The sequence below is a fragment of the Enterobacter sp. MGH85 genome (assembly GCF_001037655.1).
GTDB lineage: Bacteria > Pseudomonadota > Gammaproteobacteria > Enterobacterales > Enterobacteriaceae > Enterobacter > Enterobacter intestinihominis.
This window is the reverse complement of sequence record NZ_KQ089925.1, coordinates 1,546,185-1,565,688: the sequence shown is the minus strand read 5'-3', so window position 1 is coordinate 1,565,688 and position 19,504 is coordinate 1,546,185. Positions and strand designations below refer to the sequence as shown.

The following is a 19,504-nucleotide window of genomic DNA, read 5'->3' as shown; positions in this document are numbered from 1 at the left end:
ATAAGTAACGAAATTAAATAACACGAACCTATAACACAATTTGTATCACCTGCGATCCGTATTTAGTCATTAATGAGGGTTTACCCTCAATGGAAATGGAGTTTTAAAAATGGCTATTCCTGCTTATCTATGGCTTAAGGATGATGGCGGCAACCCGATTAAGGGATCTGTGGATGTTCAAAATAGAGAAGGTAGTATAGAGATACTCTCTTTTAGTCACGGCTTGTTAGTTCCGACCGATAGTAACACAGGCAAGATCACCGGCACGCGCTTACACGCGCCGCTCGTAATTGAAAAAGAGTTTGATAGCTCCAGCCCGTATCTCTACAAAGCGGTAGCCACCGGCCAAACGCTGAAAAGCGCAGAGATCAAGTGGTATAAAATCAACGATGCGGGCCAGGAGGTTGAATATTTCAATATGCTGCTTGAAAACGTCCGGGTAGTCAGCATTAACCCCGTCATGCATAACTGTAAAGAGCCAGCGTTACAGATACACAATCATAATGAGGGAATACAGCTCCGCTATGAGCGGATCACCTGGAAGTATTGCGATGGGAACATCCAATACTCGGACGCGTGGAACGAGCGGGTTACAGCGTAAAAAAAGGGCGGTTAATCCGCCCTGTATTGTTTTTAGTGCCAATACTTTCGCCCCCTCGGTTTGCCAGCACGTAGCCTCCCCTCAATGGCAACATCCCGCGCGATCACCTGGTGCCAGCTCTCCGCACTTTTTATACATTTGGGGTATTTTAATCATGCTTAATGCTGTTAAGCATTCTCTGGCAGTTATTGCGGCGTACCGCTGCATGCCTCCAGAACCCCAAATTTTCGAGTTTCTCGGCTCACGCATTCAAAAGTGAACTCTAAGGTCACATTTAACCACGTGCTCCCCGTTCCAGAAGGAAGATTCAATAACTCTCACTCTTTCACAAACCCTAAAAACTAAAGAAATCCCCCATCGCGCCGATCATCATCCGTGTGTATTATTTCCTGTAGCTTTTACAACAACTAACCTTAACTCAAATACTTAAGCGCCAGAGCGAAAGGCATCATGAGCACACCGATCAAACGGCTAGAAATCATTAAAAATGCCATTGAGCTGGAAGATGACGACATCATCCGGAGCCAGTTGAAACGTCTCAAAGAGGAAGCCTTTGACGATAATCTCCTGTCCATCGTCGCGGCGCTTGAGCAGAAAAATTACACCGCAGCCCTTCGCGCTATCACCGCCTGGCTGCAAAGCCAGCGCGCCGTTACCCCGTGGCGTGACCCGCAACTGGCGGCCAGCAAGCTGGAGCTGAAGGCTCTGGAAGAGCGCTTGCGCGATCTGATTGATCGCCGTAACGCCCGGGTACAGCAGCTTGATGAGTTCAACGATCTCTATTTCTCCCGCCTCGGGCCGTTGATGCAGCAGATCCTCACCCTGCGTAAAACGTTGGCGGAGCTTAACCTGCGTCGTCAGCAGGCGGAGACGCGTCGTCGGGAAGAGGATTACCGCCGCTGCCAGCGCTATATGGCGCAGGCCGTAGAGGTTCTGACAACGCTCACCCGGCGCTGGCGAGATCTGCCTGCGGATTCCGTTCAGGCGGCAGAGGCGCGCAAGCATCTTCAGCAGCAAAGTAATCTGATTGCCAACCTGCTGGCCGAAGCGATGGAGCTGGAGACCGGTTTAACGCGTGAAGAAGAGCCAGCTCGTCAGGCGCGCGATGAGGCCAACGAAGAATACAAAAAGTATCGCGAACAGCATCATGATGCCGAAGTGCGCCTGCGTAAAGGCAAGGATCTCTCTGAAGAGGATCGGAACGAGCTGAAGCGGCTCTGGCGTCAGGCGAGCAAGCTATGCCACCCGGATCTGGTTGCCGATGATTTAAAAGAGGAAGCCAACAGGATGATGGTGCAACTCAACCAGGCCAAACAGCGCGGCGACGTGAAGGCCATTCGCTCGCTGGTCGCCCGTCTGCAACAAGGGTTTGAGCCGATGATGGCGAGCGACAGGCTGAACGACCTGGAACGTATTCGCAAAAAAATGGCGCAGGTGCGTGAGCAAATCGACACCCTGGTGAACGAGCTGGCAGAGCTGGAGAAGGAAGAGTCCTGGCTGCTCGTCTCGTCGCTCAGCAATATGGAAGCCTACTTTGCCCAGCAGGAGAAAGCGCTGAGAGAGGTATGCGCCTCGCTCGAACATCAGGTGAGCGAAGCGCAGCTGGATCCCGCAGCCTGATTATTTGGCGTGCCAGTACGCACTGGCACGTACCAGCTGTGGGTCAATTGCGTCGGTTTCAAACTGACGGCTCAGGCGTTTCACCACCTTCCCCTCTCCGGTCAGCCAGATAAAGTAATCCTCTTCCGGCACGGCCAGCGCTGCAAGATGGTCGGCTACCGCCTGCTCGTTGTGGCCGATAACCCAGGTGATGTTGAACCCGCTCAGGTGCGCCAGATAGTCCTGGTACGCCGCATCGCCCACGGTGACGATGGCGTGGATCGCCGGGGGAACAGGCAGTTTTGCGATGCTTTCTAAACGGCGGCGCAGCGCGGGCATACCCGACTCGTCGCACACGTACAACTGCCAGGCGTAATCTTCCGGCACCACCAGCGAACCACGCGGACCGCCGATGGTCAGCTTGTCGCCCACCTTCGCCTCTACCGCCCATTTGCTGGCAATGCCGCCATCATGCACGAAAAAATCGAGCGCCAGCTCGTGTTTTTCGTCATCGTACAGCGGGGTGTAGTCACGAGCCTGCGGACGCACCCCGTCGCCCCAGTCGATGCCTTCATCGGTCACCACAGGCGGCACGAAAGGGGTGCCCGGTGCCGGGAAAAAGACTTTGGTATGGTCGTCAAAGCCGCGAGAGCTAAAGCCCTCCAGCGCCTCGCCGCCTAGTACAATGCGCTGAAATCCTGCGCTGACTCGCTCAGTGCGCATCACGTTCAGCTCACGAAAACGCAGGTCATTGCGGACACGTTGAGGGTAACGGGTAGATGCCATGTTGATGCCCTTCTCAGGTGAATACGATATATCGGAATGAATTTTTAATGATAATGATTGCTATTAACTCAGAAATCAAGATCTTTTAGATTGCATCTGAATATATCTTAGATATAGTTTAGATATATCAAATTGAGGAAGAAACATGCGACACGAACACGACGGCGGCGGACGCCGGCCACGATTTTTTGGCCATGGTGATTTGCGGCTGGTGATCCTGGATATCCTGACCCGCAACGCGAGCCATGGTTATGAGCTGATTAAAGAGATCGAGAACCTGACGCAGGGACATTACACGCCAAGCCCTGGCGTGATCTACCCGACGCTGGATTACTTGCAGGATCAGGCGCTGATCACCATTACCGAAGAAGAGAACGGCCGTAAGCGGATTGCGATTAACGCCGCCGGGCAGCAATGGCTGGATGACAATCGGGAACAGCTGGAGCAGATCCAGACGCGTATCAAGGCGCGCTCCGTCGGGTTCCAGCTGCGCAAAAACCCACAGATGAAGCGGGCGCTGGATAACTTCAAAGCGGTTCTGGATCTGAAGGTTAATCAGGGAGAACTCAGCGACGCGCAGTTAAAACAGATTATCGGCGTGATTGACCGCGCGGCACTGGAGATCTCCCAGCTGGATTAAGCCAGCACGCCGTCGCTCACGCGGAACACGCGGACCAGCTCTTTGAGGTGCATCGCCTGTTCGTTAAGGGATGCCGCCGCCGCAACGGACTCCTCCACCAGCGCGGAGTTCTGCTGGGTGGTGGCGTCTATCAGGCCAATCGCGCTGTTGATCTGCGAGATACCTTCCTTCTGTTCATGGCTGGCCTGGCGAATTTCACGCAGGATGTCGTCCATCTCTTCCACGTTGCCGACCATGCCGTTGATAAGCCCGCTGGCTTTCTCCACAAGGTTCATGCCGTCCTGCGTCTGGCTTGTGGAGCTTTCAATCAGCTGGCGGATCTCACTCGCAGATGTTGCACTTTTCTGCGCGAGCTGGCGTACCTCACCCGCCACCACCGCAAAGCCGCGACCATGCTCACCTGCGCGCGCCGCTTCGACCGCCGCGTTCAGCGCCAGAATGTTGGTCTGGAAGGCAATGGCGTCGATCAGGTCGATAATGTCGGACATCCTGTTCGATGTTTCGTTAATCAGGCGCATTTTGCTGGTGACCTGCTTCATCATCTCGCCGTTGTTTTTGACCACGGCAGCCGCATCGGCAGACAGGTTCGTCGCTTCTCCGGTGTGGGACGCGGTGTTCTTCACCGTGGCGGTAATCTGCTCCATCGACGCGGCCGTCTGTTCAACGGAACTGGCCTGCTCCTCAGTGCGGGCAGCCAGATCCTGGTTGCCTGCGACAATCTGCGCGGCGGCGCTGGAGATGTTTTCCGATCCGGTTTGCACCTGCTGCACAATCTCCAGCAGGCGCGTTTTCATCTCCATCAGTGCGGTGAGGAGCAGTCCAGTTTCATCTTTACCGTGCGAGGTAATGCTGCCGGTGAGATCGCCATCGGCGATGGCCTCCGCAAAATTCACCGCGTCGTTCAGCGGGCGGGTAATGGATCGCACAATGAACCAGCCAGTCAGGCTGGCTGCCGCGACGCTGAAAAGCGTAATCAGGATCAGCAGCAGACGATTAGTGCGGAAATCGCCTTCCACCTGCTCGCCCGCACTCTGCATTTCATGATCCTGGATCGCAATCAGCGCCTGCACTTTCGCTTTATAAGACTGTTGCAGGTCCAGGGTGTTGGTCATCATCTCGTTTATCGCGCCTGCACGGTCGTTATTCTGCACGGCCTGCAAAATGCGGTAGCGCGAGTCAAGATATTGCTGGCGTACGCCGTGGATGTCCGCCAGCACCTGTTGGGATTTTTTATCCTTGAGAGCGTTGTCCAGCTCGCTCAGGATTGCGGTGATGCGCTCGCTTATCGCCTTCAGACGCTGTTCTGATTGCGTCGTGTACATTCCCTGTTCGTCCAGCAGCATGAGCTGCTGCGTGCTGATAAATTCCTGGAAGTTGTCGATTAACTGGTTCGCTTTTACCGTAGTTGGATAGTCGCTGGTAAGAATGGTTTGCATTCCATTGTTTGCCCGATTCAGGCTCATCAGAGACAAGCTTGCGCTGACGACCATCAGGACAATAAATAATCCAAACGCCAGAAATAATTTCGTGCCGATCTTTACGTCATGTATGAACATATTTACCCCATCGATGTGATTATTTCTCAGACGATCGCTGTTATCGGTAGGAAACGCGATAACTTTATGACTTTGATCGTTTTTTTATTTCTCACTTTCAATGAATCCGGGGCGTAGCAATTAAAAATCGGGTATTTTTTTTAGTTACTTAATATTTCATTAACAACATAACTTATTCTGAAAAACAAAAAAGCCGTTTACCCCGGAGGAATAAACGGCTTTATCGAAGCATGCATTTCTTAATGCAGCACGGTAACCGCATCTTCAAGACGTCCGGCCCGGTGCTTAACCATCGCGGAAATCTGCGCGCTCTCTTCGACCAGGTCAGCATTTTTCTGCGTAATGCTGTCCAGTTCTGCCACGGCACGGGTCAGCTCTGTCAGGCCTGTCGCCTGCTCGGAGGTGGAGTGGCTGATCTGCGCGATAAGCTGCGTGACGTTTTTCACCTGCTCGACAATATCATCCATGGTACGTCCCGCGGCGTGGACCTGATCGGCGCCCGACTGCACTTTGCTGGCGCTGGCGTCGATCAGCTTGCGAATATCGTTAGCCGCGTTCGCGCTGCGGCTGGCAAGATGACGCACTTCGCCCGCCACCACCGCAAAGCCTTTCCCCTGTTCGCCCGCGCGTGCCGCCTCAACCGCGGCGTTCAGCGCCAGAATATTGGTCTGGAAGGCGATGTCATTGATAAGCGAGGTAATAGAGCCAATGCGCTGGGTACTGTCGGCAATGTCATCCATGGTTTTCACCACGGTCTGCATCACGGTGCCGCCCTGCGTGGCCGCGCTGCTGGCAGCCATCGACAGCTTGTCGACTTCGGCTGCGGTCTCAGAGTTACTCTGCACCGACGCCGCCATCTGGTTCATTGTTGCCACGGTCTGCTGCACGTTAGCCACGGTCTGGCGCGTGCGGTCGTTGAGATCTTCATTACCCTGCGCCAGCCTGTCGCTGCCGTCGCGCACGCTCACCACCTGGCTGGAGACGTCGTTGATAAGCCAGCGGCACATCAGCCCCAGTTGTCCGACGGCCCGCAGCGTCAGCCCCAGTTCATCGCTGCGGTTAAGATGCTGCACGCTGTTACGCTCGCCGGTAGCGACCCTGAGCGCCTGCCGTGCGACGTTTTCCACCGGGCGGACAATCTGTTGCTCAAACACCAGGGTGCCAAGCAGCATCACCACGGCTGCCGCCACCAGCGAAGCCCAGCCTGCGGCACTGGCAACCAGCGTTGCGGCCATCACCGCAAAAAGTACCGCCATTACGCTACGCACGCGCCAGCGCAGCGGCATCGCCGGTAATTTGCCGAGCCAGCCTTTGCGCACCACCAGCCCTTTATGAATGCGTTTTTTGCTACGTCCTTCATTGAGCGCCTTATAAAGCGGCTCCACCGCGGCGACCTCGTCCTCGGTGGCGCGGGTACGAATGGACATATAGCCCGTCATCTGACCGTTACGCACCATTGGTACCGCATTGGCGCGTACCCAATAGTGATCGCCATTTTTACGTCGGTTTTTGACAATCCCGCTCCAGGGCTCGCCCTTTTTCAGCGTGTACCACATGTCGGCAAAAGCCGCTTTCGGCATATCCGGGTGGCGCACAATGTTGTGCGGCTGCCCGAGCAACTCCTGAAGCGTAAAGCCACTCACTTGCACAAAGGTGTCGTTAGTGTGGGTCATGTAGCTGTGGAGGTCGGTGGTCGACATAAGCGTGGTGTCATCGTCCAGCGGATATTCATTCTGGGTGACATAGTCAGGAGAGGACATAGTGAGCATCCCTTGCAGGTTATTTGAATGTTAATTTTGTGGCTTATGTTTTTTCGGCGATAAAAAATTTATCTTTAGTTGTTAAATATGATTGAGATCGCAAATCTCGGTTAAACCGCACTTTTCGTACGCTTTTCTAATTAATTGATTTAAAATACTTTCGACACTAAACTACCTACAAAGCATGATCCCCCGGCGCACACTTAAGGCGCATTTCCTGCCCTGGAGCAGTGCAATTGACGAAACCCCATCCCCGGCTCGTTATCCCTTATCCCGTGCGGCGCGCGATGGCATGATTAAATATTGTGCAACTCTGATTTCACCTGGCGTTTATCCCGATTTTTGTTAAGGCATCTGAGGTGGCGTAATCCCTGCAATACTTAACTCAGTATCATGTGATACGCGATCCCCGGGAGCATATTTTGAACAGGTTACCTTCCAGCGCCTCGGCTCTTGCCTGTACCGCGCACGCACTGAATCTCATTGAAAAGCGAACGCTTGATCATGAGGAGATGAAACAACTTAACCGTGAGGTCATTGATTACTTTAAAGAGCATGTGAATCCTGGTTTTCTGGAGTATCGCAAATCTGTTACCGCCGGCGGGGATTACGGAGCCGTAGAGTGGCAAGCGGGGAGTCTGAATACGCTTGTCGACACCCAGGGACAGGAGTTTATCGATTGCCTGGGTGGTTTTGGTATTTTCAACGTGGGGCACCGTAATCCAGTTGTGGTTTCCGCCGTACAGAATCAACTTGCGAAACAACCTCTCCATAGCCAGGAACTGCTCGATCCGCTTCGCGCCATGCTCGCGAAAACGCTGGCAGCCTTAACGCCCGGTAAGCTGAAATACAGCTTCTTCAGCAACAGCGGCACCGAATCGGTCGAAGCGGCGATTAAACTCGCCAAAGCGTACCAGTCGCCGCGCGGGAAATTCACCTTTATCGCCACCAGCGGCGCGTTCCACGGGAAATCCCTGGGCGCACTGTCTGCTACCGCCAAATCCACCTTCCGCAAACCGTTTATGCCGCTGCTGCCGGGCTTCCGCCACGTACCGTTCGGCGACATCAACGCCATGCGCACCATGCTGAGTGAATGCCGTAAAACCGGCGACGACGTGGCGGCGGTGATCCTGGAGCCGATTCAGGGCGAAGGAGGCGTGATCCTCCCGCCGCAGGGCTATCTGCCCGCCGTGCGTCAGCTGTGCGATGAGTTTGGCGCGCTGCTGATCTTCGACGAAGTGCAGACCGGGATGGGGCGTACCGGCAGGATGTTCGCCTGCGAGCATGAGAACGTTCAGCCAGACATTTTATGCCTGGCGAAAGCGCTCGGCGGCGGCGTGATGCCGATTGGCGCAACGGTCGCCACTGAGGAGGTCTTCTCGGTGCTATTCGACAACCCGTTCTTACATACCACCACCTTTGGCGGTAACCCGCTGGCCTGTGCGGCAGCGCTGGCCACCATCAACGTGCTGCTGGAGCAAAACCTGCCTGCGCAGGCGGAGCAGAAAGGCGACATGCTGCTGGACGGCTTCCGTCAGCTGGGCCGGGAATACCCGGATTTGGTACAGGATGCACGCGGGAAAGGGATGCTGATGGCGATTGAGTTCGTTGATAACGAAACCGGTTATAGCTTCGCAAGCGAGATGTTCCGCCAGCGGGTACTGGTGGCGGGAACGCTCAACAACTCGAAAACCATCCGCATTGAGCCACCGTTGACGCTCACCATTGAGCAGTGTGAGCAGGTGCTGAAGGCGGCGCGTAAGGCGCTGGCGGCGCTGCGGGTGAGCGTGGAAGAGGCGTAAAAAACGCCGGGTGGCGCTACGCTTACCCGGCCTACAACATACTGCAGATGTCGGCCCGGTAAGCGCAGCGCCACCGGGCAAAACGCTACTCCGGCAACAACCCCACAAAGCAGCGTTTTTTGCGCGGCTCTGACATCAACTCTTCAAGCTTGTCCACGCACGCCAGATAGTGTGGCGTTTGCTTATGCGCCAACACTGCCTCTTCGTCTTTATAGGCCTCATAGATAAAGAACCGGGTTTTCACCCTCGGGTCCTGCAAGACGTCAAAGCGCAGGTTTCCCGGCTCCTGGATCGCCCCCTCGTGGTTGGCGCGAAATACCTCCAGAAACTCATCCACCCGCTCGGGTTTGATGTTGATTTCCACCAGCGTCACGTTCATTTTGCTTCTCCCTGTTTCTCTTCCTGCCAGAACTGGAACGCCTCACGGGCGCTCATATTCTCGTGAACCACTTTCTTCACCGCCTTCAGCATGGCGAGCGGCGCGCTGGACTGGAAGATGTTGCGCCCCATATCCACGCCGGACGCGCCCTGGTCAATCGCCCGCCAGCACATCTCAAGCGCCTCATGCTCCGGCAGCTTTTTGCCGCCCGCGATAACAATCGGCACCGGACAGCTGGCGGTCACTTTTTCAAAGCCCTCGTCCACGTAGTAGGTTTTGACGAACTGGGCCCCCATTTCGGCAGCGATGCGGCTGGCGAGCGAGAAATAGCGCGCGTCGCGCGCCATCTCTTTACCCACGCCCGTCACCGCCAGCGTCGGCATGCCGTAACGTGCCCCCGCATCCACCAGCTTGATGATGTTGTTGATCGACTGATGTTCAAACGGGCTTCCGATATAGACCTGCGCCGCCACCGCGCAGACGTTCAGGCGCAGCGCGTCTTCCATCGCAACCGCCACGCACTCGTTAGACAGCTCGCCCAGAATCGTGTTACCGCCGGAGGCGCGCAGCACCACCGGTTTGTTCGTCGCGGCAGGTACCTGGCTCCTGAGGATGCCGCGGGTACACATCAGCACGTCGGTTTCGCCAAACAGCGGCGCGATGGAGAGATCGATACGCTCAAGACCGGTGGTCGGTCCCTGAAAGTAACCGTGGTCAAAGGCCAGCATCACCGTGCGGTTGCTCTGCGGGTTGAAAATGCGCGAAAGCCGGGACTGCATGCCCCAGTCGAGCGAACCGCAGCCCTTCAGGGTGTACGGCACATTCTGCTGCGGCGTACCGATGCCAAAATCCTTGCCGTCTTTGATGTCGTCTAAATCAGCCATTTGCTCCCCCGTCAGAAATCGTATTTGTTGATGTTCTCTTTGGTGAACACCACCCGCTCCGGCAGCAGCACGATGCCGTTGCCCTTCGCCTCATACTGGTAGCCCTGCACGCTGTTCGGCTCGACCTTCAGCGTCCCGATATCTTTCACCTCCACGCTGTCGCCAGGGTTAAGATCGCCCTTTTTCAGCAAACGATCGGCGACATTGACCGCAATTTTGCCCTGCTGCACCACGTCCCACAGGCCGAAGGCTTTCACCGTGCCGCGCTCAACGTACGGACGCATCACGTTTGGCGTGCTGAAGCCGACAATCGCCACCCCTTCCCGCTTCAGGTTTTCCGCCGCCTGTGCCGCCGCCGGCAGGGCGTTGGCGTCCGGGGCGATGATCGCATCCAGATCCGGATAGGCTTTTAAGATCCCCTCGGCAGTTTGCAGGGATTTGGTGGCGTCGTTATAGCCAAACTGCGTGGTGACGACCTGCCACTGGGGATGGTCTTTCTCGATTTTGGCCTTCGCCTCTTTCACCCACTGGTTCTGGTCGGTGACGGTGGGGCTGGAGTAGAAGAACGCCACTTTCGCGTTCGGTTTGGTGACCTGCTTGCCTGCCATCTCCACCAGCAGGCCGCCCAGCTGTTCCGGCGTGCCCTGGTTGATGTAAATGCTGCGGCACTCCGGTTTGGTGTCGGAATCCCAGGTCAGGACCTTCACGCCGCGCTGCATCGCGCGCTTCAGCGCCGGGCAGAGACCGTCCGGCGACACGGCAGAGACGATGATGGCGTTATAGCCCTGGTTGACGAAGTTATTGATCAACTGCACCTGGCCGGAGACGCTCGGCTCGGTCGGGCCGTCGTAAGTCACGTCCACGCCAAGTTCTTTCCCCGCCTCTTTCGCGCCGTTGCCGCCGCTGGTGAAGAATCCCACACCCACCAGTTTCGGGATAAAGGCAATGCGGTCCGCCGCCTGCGCCGAAGCGAAGCTGAGGGCCATTGCCAGGACGAGCAGTTTTGTTTTCATCTTACGCTCCGGATAGTTTTCTGAAGAGAGAACGCACCCATTCACGGTGCAGACTCAGCGAACGCCCCATCACCACCACAACCAGCAGCGCCCCTGACAGCGCGCTCGACACCTGGTTGGGGATGCCAACCATCTGTAAACCCTGTTGCAGGTACCCCACCAGCAGCGCCGCCAGCGCCGTACCGACAACCGAACCTGAGCCGCCGTAGATATTCGCTCCGCCGAGCACGGCGGCGGTGAGCGCAGGCATCAGTAAATCGCGCCCCAGATCCGAACGCGCGGAGCCGAAATAGGAGACCATCACCAGCGCGGCAATCGCCGAGGCCACGCCCACCAGGCCGTACAGCGCATACGGCATACCGTTCACCGACAGCGCCGCATAGCGCGCCGCGCGCGGATTCTGGCCAATTAAAAACAGATGTCGACCAAAGCGCCCGCGATGGGTAATCAGCCAGAAGAAAGCGGTAATCACCGCGAACAGCACCAGCGGGATCGGCAGGCCCAACACCGTGAGGTTAGCGAACGCCGTGAAGCTGTCCGGAAAGCCGCCGATCCCCTCGTAGCCCGTCGCGCCCGCCATGCCGGAGAGCAGCAGCGCCCCGCCGCCGTAGAGGTAAAGCGTGCCGAGGGTGATCACTAAAGGGCTGATGCCGGTGTAGTGGATCAGCGCCGCATTCAACAGTCCGCACAGCAGGCCGAGCAGCAGCGTCAGCGGGATGGCGACCGCCATCGGCCACCCCGCCTGCATCATCACCCCCAGCGCGATAGCGCACAGGCCGATGGTTGAGCCGAGGGAGATGTCGATCCCGCCGCTGATAATCACCAGCGTGAGCGGTAGCGCCACGATACCAATGCAGATAAAGTCGCTGGTGCTGAACAGCAGCATATTGATGTCGAGCATGCGCGGGTTGATGGCGCCGAAGAGCAGGATCTCCAGCACCAGTAAAAACAGCAGCGCGCTTTCCCAGTTAAGCCTCATTTACGCCACCTCTTTGTTGCGTTTGGGAAACGGGGTGACGTGCTTTCCCCCTCTGTTACCCGGCTGGAAACGGCTGTATTTCAGCGCCCGCTGATGCCGTGAGAGCGCCTGACGCAGCCGCCCGTCGAGCACCAGCACGCCCAGCAGCACCAGCCCGGCGATAAAGTCATTCCACCAGGCCGGCAGCCTGAACAGCACCAGCACGGTGTCGATTTGGGTGAGGAAGAACGCGCCGAGGAAGGCGCCGATCAGCGTGCCGGTGCCGCCCAGCAGCGAGATGCCGCCGAGCACGCAGGCGGCGATGGCCTTCATCTCCAGCCCGCTGCCGGTCTGGTTGGGCACAAAGCCAATCTGCGCGGCAAAGACGATCCCGGCGCAGGCCGCGAGTATGCCGTTGAGGGTAAAGGCGATCATGCGGGTGCGGTTCACCGCCACGCCCAGCTGACGCGCGGCGGCGAGGTTATCCCCCACGGCGTAGAAATCACGACCAAAGGCGGTGCGCGACAGTATCCACGCGCCTGTGACCACGATTATCAACACCACAATGCCGAGCGGCGAAATGCCGACGGCGGCAGGCTCAGAGAGGGATTTCAGCCCCGGCGGCAGCCCTTCAATCCACTTCCCGCCGGTCCAGAGCAGCATCGCTCCGCGATACAGCCCCAGCGTGCCGAGGGTGGCGACAATCGCTGGAATGCGCAGCCCCACCACCAGAAAACCGTTGAACGCCCCCGCCAGCGCGCCAATCGACAGCGCGAAGAGAATGGAAACGGGCAGACTGTAGCCGCTGTTGAGCGCCACGCCGACGGCAATGGCGGACAGCCCGACGGTGGAGCCGACGGAGACGTCGATATTACGGGTCAGCATCACCAGCGCCGCGCCGATGGCCAGCAAAATCAGGATCTGCGAACTGGCGAAGATCATCCCCAGGGTCTGTAAACTAAGGTAGGACGGGTTCAGCGCCACCAGCACGGCGAACAGGGCCAGAATGGCGAGAAACGCGCTCAGCTCGCGGTTTTTCAGTAAGATCTTCATGATTGCCCTCCAAACGCCAGCGTCATCATCCGATCGAGGCTGACGGCCTGGCGCGGCAGTTCGCCGCTGAGCACGCCCTGATGCATTACCAGCACCCGATCCGCGAGGCCGGGAAATTCATCGAGATCGCTTGAGATCATCAGCACTGCCACGTTCTGCGCCGCCACGCTTTTCAGCAGCTGGTAGATATCGGCGCGCGCCGATACGTCCACGCCGCGCGTCGGTTCATCGACGATCAGCAATAAAGGATTAGCCTCCAGGCAGCGCGCCAGCAGCACCTTCTGCTGATTACCACCGGAGAGCGTGCGCACGGTTTGATCCGCATGGTTGAGCTTGATCCCCAGCGCCCGGTGGTAACGCTCCACTACCGCAGACTCCCGCTTTCGCTGCTGCCAGAGCGACGGCTCGTTCAGCGTCACGGTGTTCCAGCGGACAGGCGCGTCGAGAAACAGGCCGGACACCTGCCTGTCTTCCGGCAGATAAACCAGCCCTTTTTCCAGACGGGAACTGACCGGATCGGCGGTGATCTCCTGGTTCTCCAGCCACACTCGCCCGCCGCGTACCGGACGCAGGCCGTAAAGCGTTTCGGCAAACTCGGTACGCCCGGACCCCACCAGCCCGGCCAGACCGACGATCTCCCCGGCGTAAATCTCAAGGCTGAGATCGATAAACCCTTCCCCGGTGAGATCCTCCACCCGCAGCACCGGGAAATCCTGCGCCTGGGTTCGGCGGTTGCCCGGCAGCGCCAGCCACAGCTTTTGCGTATCGCTTAGCGACTTTTCCCGGCTGACCGGCGTCATCGCGGCGATCAGGGCGTTATCGTCAAAGTGCGCGGTTTCGCCGCTCAGCACCACCGCGCCGTCGCGCATCACCGAGACGTGGCTCGAAAGCATGCGAATTTCCGGCAGCTTGTGCGAGATAAAAACAATGCCAACGCCGAGATCCTGCAGCGCGCGGATCTGGCGAAACAGGCGTTCGGTTTCGCCCGGCGTGAGCGATGCCGTGGGTTCGTCGAGGATCAGAATTCTGGCGTTGCGCATCAGCCCGCGCAGGATCTCCACCATCTGCTGATCCGCGACTTCCAGAGTGCTGGCAGCGGCATCGAGATTAAGCTGACATTGCAGCTGCTGGAGTTTCTCCGCCAGCCGCTTTTCCCGATCTCGTTCGCGCGGCAGACGAAACAGGATGTTTTCCCGCACCGTCAGGTTGGGGAAAAGCAGCGGCTCCTGTGGCACCAGATAAATGCCTAACCGGTGCGCCTGCGACGGGGTAAGCCGTGCAAAAGACTCGCCCGCAACCGAAAGCTCACCGCGATCCGGCGTTTCAACCCCGGCGATGATTTTCATCAACGTCGATTTTCCCGCGCCGTTACCGCCCATCAGCGCATGCACCTGCCCAGCAAGCAGCGTGAAATCAATGCCTTTTAACACAGGCACGCCAGAGAACTGTTTGCAGATGTCACGTGCCTCGAGAAGTGGTGTCATCATCGCTCCGCTATTGAACAAATGATTTTTAGATTTAATAATGTTCAAAAGCGTAGACGGTGAACTATATTTACAACCGTGCAGGGATCACAGTTTTATCGATTGAGATTCAGATAAACCGGAAAGGATCGAAAAGATCCGTTTTGTCGCGTGGCTCACATTTTCACGCCGCACCATCACGAACATATGATCTAAATTTTTATAAGAGTTCAACTATGAGCGATAAACGCACTGCGGAAGAAGGACGGTTTGCCGGGCTGGCACTGGCGGAAGAGGAGCTGGTGGCGCGCGTGGCCTGGTGCTACTACCACGACGGGCTGACCCAGAACGACATCGGCGAGCGGCTCGGGCTGCCGCGCCTGAAGATCTCCCGCCTGCTGGAGAAAGGCCGTCAGTCCGGGGTGATCCGCGTGCAGATAAACTCCCGCTACGAGGGCTGCCTGGCGCTGGAAACCGAGTTGCAACAACGATTTGGCCTGAAGCTGGTGCGCGTGATGCCCGCCCTGAATACGCCGCCGATGAACGTGCGGTTAGGCATTGGCGCGGCCCAGTCGCTGATGGGCGTGCTGGAGCCCGGCCAGCTGTTAGCGGTGGGCTTCGGTGAAACCACCATGAGCAGCCTGCAACACCTGAGCGGCTTTATTAGCTCACAGCAGATCCGCCTGGTGACGCTCTCCGGCGGCGTGGGGCCGTATATGACCGGTATCGGCCAGCTGGATGCGGCCTGTAGCGTCAGCATGATCCCTGCCCCGCTTCGCGTGTCATCCGCTGAAGTCGCCGGGATCTTAAAGCGCGAAACCAGCGTGCGGGACGTGATCCTCGCCGCCACCGCCGCTGACGTGGCGGTGGTCGGCATTGGCTCGGTGAACCAGCGCCGTGACGCGACGATACTGCGCTCCGGCTATATCAGCGAAGGTGAACAGTTGATGTACGCCCGCAAGGGCGCGGTCGGCGATATCCTTGGCTATTTCCTCAATGCCGAAGGGGAATGCGTCGAGGAGCTGGAGATCCACAAAGAACTACTGGGCGTCACGCTCGATGAACTGGCACAGCTGCCCACCATCGTAGGCGTGGCCGGGGGGGAAGAGAAAGCCGATGCGATTTATGCCGCACTGAAGGGCCGCCGTATTAATGGCCTGGTGACGGAAGAGACGACAGCCCGCGCGGTGCTGGCTCTGGCCATTTAAGAGCCCTCCCTGCGCTAACAATGAGGCATGCTCATGAGTTACCTTTTAGCGTTAGATGCAGGGACAGGCAGCGTTCGCGCCGTTATTTTCGATTTGCAGGGCAACCAGATTGCCGTTGGCCAGGCCGAGTGGAAACACCTGAGCGTCGAGAACGTGCCGGGCTCGATGGAGTTCGACCTCGACACCAACTGGCAGCTGGCCTGCCGGTGTATTCATCAGGCGCTGGAGCGCGCGCGCCTGAGCGCGGCGGATATTCAGTCCGTCGCCTGCTGTTCGATGCGCGAAGGGATTGTGCTGTACGACCGCAACGGCGAGGCTATCTGGGCCTGCGCCAACGTCGACGCCCGCGCCAGCCGCGAGGTAGCTGAACTCAAAGAGATCCACGACTACCGGTTTGAATCCGAAGTGTATGACGTTTCCGGCCAGACGCTTGCCCTCAGCGCCATGCCGCGCCTGCTGTGGCTGGCGCACCATCGTCCGGATATTTATCGTAAAGCCGCCACCATTACTATGATCAGCGACTGGCTGGCGGCGAAGCTCTCCGGCGAGCTGGCGGTGGACCCGTCCAATGCGGGCACGACGGGCATGCTGGATCTCTTCTCCCGCGACTGGCGTCCGGCGCTGCTCGACATGGCCGGGCTGCGCGCCGATATCCTCTCCCCGGTAAAAGAGACCGGCACCGTGCTGGGGGCCATCACCAAAGCAGCCGCACAACAGAGCGGCCTGCGCGAGGGCACCCCGGTGGTGATGGGCGGCGGCGACGTGCAGCTGGGCTGTCTGGGGCTGGGCGTGGTGCGCGCCGGACAAACGGCGGTGCTGGGCGGCACCTTCTGGCAACAGGTGGTGAACCTGCCGCAGGTGCGCACCGACCCTGAGATTAACATCCGCGTAAACCCGCACGTTATCCCCGGCATGGCGCAGGCAGAGTCGATCAGCTTCTTTACCGGGCTGACCATGCGCTGGTTCCGCGACGCCTTCTGCGCCGAAGAGAAGCTGATTGCCGAACGCATGGGAATGGACCCCTACTCCCTGCTCGAAGAGATGGCGAGCCGCGTCCCGCCGGGCTCCCACGGGGTGATGCCGATCTTCTCCGACGCGATGCATTTTAAGCAGTGGTACCACGCGGCACCGTCGTTTATTAACCTCTCCATTGACCCGGAAAAGTGCAACAAAGCGACGCTGTTCCGCGCGCTGGAGGAGAACGCGGCGATCGTCTCGGCCTGCAACCTGGCGCAGATTTCGCGCTTCTCCGGCGTGACGTTTGAGAGCCTGGTGTTTGCGGGCGGCGGCGCAAAGGGCGCCCTGTGGAGCCAGATTTTAAGCGACGTCACCGGCCTGCCGGTGCGCGTGCCAGAAGTCAAAGAGGCAACGGCGCTCGGCTGCGCCATTGCCGCAGGAGCTGGCGCGGGGCTGTTCGCGGATATGGCTTCGACGGGCGAGCGGCTGGTGAAGTGGAGCCGCGAGTTCACGCCAAACCCGCAGCACCGCGAGCTGTACGACGGCATGATGCAGAAATGGCAGGCGGTATACGCGGACCAGCTCGGGCTGGTGGACAGCGGGCTGACCACGTCGATGTGGCAGGCGCCGGGCCTGATGCGCGACACACGCCCCTCACCCTAACCCTCTCCCCAGAGGGGAGAGGGCCGGGGTGAGGGGTGAAGTTCTTTGAGATCTATCACAATCATTCGATCCCGCTTTTACCTTTCTGCCGCCGCTGGCTAAATTAGTAACTCATCCGACCACATAACAATAATTTTACACTGGAAGAGACTATGAGCCGCTACCCGTCGTTATTCGCCCCTCTCGATCTGGGGTTCACTACCCTCAAAAACCGCGTGTTAATGGGCTCAATGCACACCGGGCTGGAGGAGCGTCCGGACGGGGCTGAACGTCTGGCAGCCTTCTATGCCGAGCGCGCGCGCCACGGGGTGGCGCTGATTGTCACTGGCGGCGTAGCCCCTGCCCCTTCCGGGGTGACGATGGAGGGCGGCGCGGTGTTGAACGATGCGACACAGCTGCCGCACCACCGCATGGTGACCGACGCGGTTCACAACGAGGGCGGCAAAATCGCCCTGCAAATTCTGCATACCGGGCGCTACAGCTATCAGCCGAACCTGGTTGCCCCCTCGGCTATTCAGGCGCCGATTAACCGCTTTACTCCCCATGCCCTCAGCCATGACGAGATCCTGGCGCTGATAGATGACTTTGCTCGCTGCGCCGCGCTCGCGCGAGAAGCGGGTTACGACGGCGTGGAGGTGATGGGCTCCGAGGGCTATCTGATCAACGAATTTCTCGCCGCGCGCACCAACCAGCGCGACGACGAATGGGGTGGTGACTATGCCCGCCGCATGCGTTTTGCCGTGGAGGTGGTGCGTGCGGTGCGTGAACGTGCGGGTGCGGATTTTATTATCATCTTCCGCCTGTCGATGCTCGACCTGGTGGAAGGCGGCGGCACCTTCGACGAAACCGTGCAGCTGGCGCAGGCGATTGAAGCCGCCGGTGCCACCATTATCAACACCGGGATTGGCTGGCACGAAGCGCGCATCCCCACCATCGCCACGCCGGTGCCGCGTGCGGCGTTCAGCTGGGTAACGCGCAAGCTGAAAGGCAAAGTCTCCGTTCCGCTGGTGACCACTAACCGCATTAACGATCCGCAGGTGGCGGACGATGTGATCTCCCGCGGCGACGCCGATATGGTGTCGATGGCGCGTCCGTTCCTCGCGGATGCCGAACTGCTCTCCAAAGCGCAAAGCGGCCGTGCGGATGAGATCAACACCTGTATCGGCTGTAACCAGGCGTGTCTGGATCAGATCTTCGTCGGCAAGGTCACCTCCTGCCTGGTGAATCCCCGCGCCTGCCATGAAACCAAAATGCCGATCGTTCCTGCGACCAACAAGAAGCGTCTGGCCGTGGTGGGCGCAGGACCCGCTGGCCTGGCGTTTGCGGTCAATGCCGCCTCGCGTGGGCACAGCGTGACGCTGTTTGATGCGCTGGCGGAAATCGGCGGGCAGTTTACTATCGCCAGACAGATCCCCGGCAAAGAGGAGTTCTATGAAACGCTGCGCTATTACCGCCGGATGATCGAGGTGACGGGCGTCGATCTGCGGCTCAATCAGGTTGTCAGCGCGGCGGATCTGATCGGTTTCGACGAGGTGATCCTCGCGAGTGGGATCGCCCCGCGCACCCCTGCGATCGAAGGCATCGATCATCCGAAGGTATTGAGCTATCTGGACGTGCTGCGCGACAAAGCGCCGGTTGGCGAGAAGGTGGCGATCATCGGCTGCGGCGGGATCGGTTTTGATACCGCGATGTATTTAAGCCAGCCGGGCGAAGCCACCAGCCAGAACATCGCTGAGTTCTGCGTGGAATGGGGCATTGATACCAGTCTCAGTCAGTCCGGTGGTTTACGCCCGGAAGGTCCGCAACTGCCGAAAAGCCCGCGTCAGATCGTGATGCTCCAGCGTAAAGCCAGCAAGCCGGGTGAAGGGCTGGGGAAAACCACAGGCTGGATCCACCGCGCCACCCTGCTCTCGCGCGGGGTAAAGATGATCCCGGGGGTGAGCTACCAGAAGATCGACGACGACGGGCTGCATGTGCTGATCGGTGGTGAACCGCAGCTGCTGCGCGTGGATCATGTGATTTTGTGCGCCGGGCAGGAGCCAAAGCGCGATCTGGCCGATCCGCTGCGCGAAGCGGGTAAAACGGTGCATTTGATCGGCGGGTGCGACGTGGCGATGGAACTGGATGCGCGGCGGGCGATTGCGCAGGGGACAAAACTGGCGCTGAGTATTTAACGGCATCG

At 58.5% G+C, this 19,504-nt stretch carries 16 protein-coding genes; 7 read left to right on the top strand and 9 right to left on the bottom strand.

Features of this window, described 5'->3' with window-relative positions; genetic code table 11:
* The first annotated feature begins 109 nt into the window (after window positions 1–109).
* The gene (locus tag SK51_RS07375; protein ID WP_023307021.1) at window positions 110–601 is read left to right on the top strand and encodes an Hcp family type VI secretion system effector; all 492 of its coding nucleotides are present in this window, start codon (window positions 110–112) and stop codon (window positions 599–601) included.
* Window positions 602–1,051: 450 nt separating this feature from the next.
* Complete coding sequence (locus SK51_RS07370) at window positions 1,052–2,221, top strand: coiled-coil domain-containing protein (protein ID WP_023307022.1); 1,170 nt, start codon at window positions 1,052–1,054, stop codon at window positions 2,219–2,221.
* Here SK51_RS07370 and SK51_RS07365 read toward each other — a convergent pair whose 3' ends face one another.
* Entirely contained in the window at window positions 2,222–2,986 is a 765-nt protein-coding gene (locus SK51_RS07365) for a siderophore-interacting protein (protein WP_023307023.1), read from the bottom strand.
* Between the two features lie 145 nt (window positions 2,987–3,131).
* Between SK51_RS07365 and SK51_RS07360 the strand changes: the two genes are divergently transcribed.
* A complete protein-coding gene (locus SK51_RS07360; protein ID WP_017382401.1) occupies window positions 3,132–3,626 on the top strand; it encodes a PadR family transcriptional regulator in 495 nt (164 codons plus the stop codon).
* Here the strand turns inward: SK51_RS07360 and SK51_RS07355 are convergent.
* Both SK51_RS07355 and SK51_RS07350 read right to left on the bottom strand, forming a co-directional pair.
* Window positions 3,623–5,182, bottom strand: a complete 1,560-nt coding sequence (locus SK51_RS07355) for a methyl-accepting chemotaxis protein (RefSeq protein WP_048206632.1) — start codon at window positions 5,180–5,182, stop codon at window positions 3,623–3,625. The two genes, SK51_RS07360 and SK51_RS07355, sit on opposite strands and share 4 nt — an antisense overlap.
* Window positions 5,183–5,421: 239 nt before the next feature.
* Window positions 5,422–6,942: a methyl-accepting chemotaxis protein gene (locus tag SK51_RS07350; RefSeq protein ID WP_023307025.1), complete on the bottom strand. Its 1,521-nt coding sequence runs from the start codon at window positions 6,940–6,942 to the stop codon at window positions 5,422–5,424.
* Between the two features lie 422 nt (window positions 6,943–7,364).
* Between SK51_RS07350 and ygjG the strand changes: the two genes are divergently transcribed.
* Window positions 7,365–8,744 carry a putrescine aminotransferase gene (gene ygjG, locus SK51_RS07345; protein WP_022649457.1) on the top strand — a complete coding sequence of 460 codons (1,380 nt, stop codon included), beginning with the start codon at window positions 7,365–7,367 and terminating at the stop codon, window positions 8,742–8,744.
* Between the two features lie 85 nt (window positions 8,745–8,829).
* Here the strand turns inward: ygjG and lsrG are convergent, their stop codons facing one another.
* The 6 genes from lsrG to lsrA are packed head-to-tail and all read right to left on the bottom strand — an operon-like array spanning window position 8,830 to window position 14,515.
* Window positions 8,830–9,123, bottom strand: coding sequence for a (4S)-4-hydroxy-5-phosphonooxypentane-2,3-dione isomerase (lsrG, locus tag SK51_RS07340; RefSeq protein WP_022649458.1), 294 nt, complete (start codon window positions 9,121–9,123; stop codon window positions 8,830–8,832).
* A complete protein-coding gene (gene lsrF / locus SK51_RS07335; RefSeq protein WP_023307026.1) occupies window positions 9,120–10,007 on the bottom strand; it encodes a 3-hydroxy-5-phosphonooxypentane-2,4-dione thiolase in 888 nt (295 codons plus the stop codon). Before lsrF ends, lsrG begins: the two co-directional genes overlap by 4 nt.
* An 11-nt stretch (window positions 10,008–10,018) precedes the next feature.
* Window positions 10,019–11,020: an autoinducer 2 ABC transporter substrate-binding protein LsrB gene (lsrB, locus tag SK51_RS07330; RefSeq protein ID WP_023307027.1), complete on the bottom strand. Its 1,002-nt coding sequence runs from the start codon at window positions 11,018–11,020 to the stop codon at window positions 10,019–10,021.
* Window position 11,021: 1 nt separating this feature from the next.
* Entirely contained in the window at window positions 11,022–11,999 is a 978-nt protein-coding gene (gene lsrD / locus SK51_RS07325) for an autoinducer 2 ABC transporter permease LsrD (RefSeq protein WP_023307028.1), read from the bottom strand.
* Window positions 12,000–13,031 carry an autoinducer 2 ABC transporter permease LsrC gene (lsrC, locus tag SK51_RS07320; RefSeq protein ID WP_032676523.1) on the bottom strand — a complete coding sequence of 344 codons (1,032 nt, stop codon included), beginning with the start codon at window positions 13,029–13,031 and terminating at the stop codon, window positions 12,000–12,002. It abuts the gene before it with no gap.
* Window positions 13,028–14,515, bottom strand: a complete 1,488-nt coding sequence (gene lsrA, locus SK51_RS07315; protein WP_032676525.1) for an autoinducer 2 ABC transporter ATP-binding protein LsrA — start codon at window positions 14,513–14,515, stop codon at window positions 13,028–13,030. Before lsrA ends, lsrC begins: the two co-directional genes overlap by 4 nt.
* 215 nt (window positions 14,516–14,730) lie before the next feature.
* Here lsrA and lsrR point away from each other — a divergent pair, with 215 nt between their 5' ends.
* From lsrR to SK51_RS07300, 3 genes are all read left to right on the top strand, one after another.
* Complete coding sequence (gene lsrR, locus SK51_RS07310; RefSeq protein ID WP_022649464.1) at window positions 14,731–15,702, top strand: transcriptional regulator LsrR; 972 nt, start codon at window positions 14,731–14,733, stop codon at window positions 15,700–15,702.
* Between the two features lie 33 nt (window positions 15,703–15,735).
* Entirely contained in the window at window positions 15,736–17,322 is a 1,587-nt protein-coding gene (lsrK, locus tag SK51_RS07305; RefSeq protein ID WP_023307031.1) for an autoinducer-2 kinase, read from the top strand.
* A gap of 152 nt (window positions 17,323–17,474) precedes the next feature.
* Window positions 17,475–19,496 (top strand): NADPH-dependent 2,4-dienoyl-CoA reductase, encoded by a 2,022-nt coding sequence (locus SK51_RS07300; RefSeq protein WP_023307032.1) that lies wholly within the window; start codon window positions 17,475–17,477, stop codon window positions 19,494–19,496.
* Window positions 19,497–19,504: the final 8 nt, after the last annotated feature.